The sequence below is a fragment of the Micromonospora sp. URMC 106 genome, from assembly GCF_051386395.1.
In the GTDB taxonomy this organism is placed as follows: domain Bacteria; phylum Actinomycetota; class Actinomycetes; order Mycobacteriales; family Micromonosporaceae; genus Micromonospora.
The window spans coordinates 1-260 of the sequence record NZ_JBPQTP010000283.1 but is presented as its reverse complement, the minus strand read 5'-3'; the positions used below and the strand labels follow the sequence as shown (position 1 = coordinate 260).

Sequence of the window (260 nt, the reverse complement as noted above, 5' to 3'; positions counted from 1 at the left end):
GAACTGCAATAAGAAAAATGAGCTGAGGATTTGATTCATCTAGACTTTCCCACTCTACACCTGCTTTATGATTTAATACAGCGACGATAGGACGTTTAACTGCATGAGATTTAGCATGTGGTATTGCAACGTTCATTCCGATAGCAGTTGTTGACTCAGCCTCTCGTTTAAGGATTGCGGTTCTTACCTCTTCTATATTCGTAATGTAATGACGATGGCATAACTTAGTAAGTAATCTATCAATAGCTTGATCTCTTGTC

Annotated in this window: 1 protein-coding gene; it reads right to left on the bottom strand. The window is 38.5% G+C overall.

Going from position 1 to position 260, the window contains the following annotated elements; translation table 11 throughout:
- A partial coding sequence (locus ACSNOB_RS32120; RefSeq protein ID WP_436691216.1) for a PTS sugar transporter subunit IIA occupies nucleotides 1-260 on the bottom strand: 260 nt, incomplete at both ends.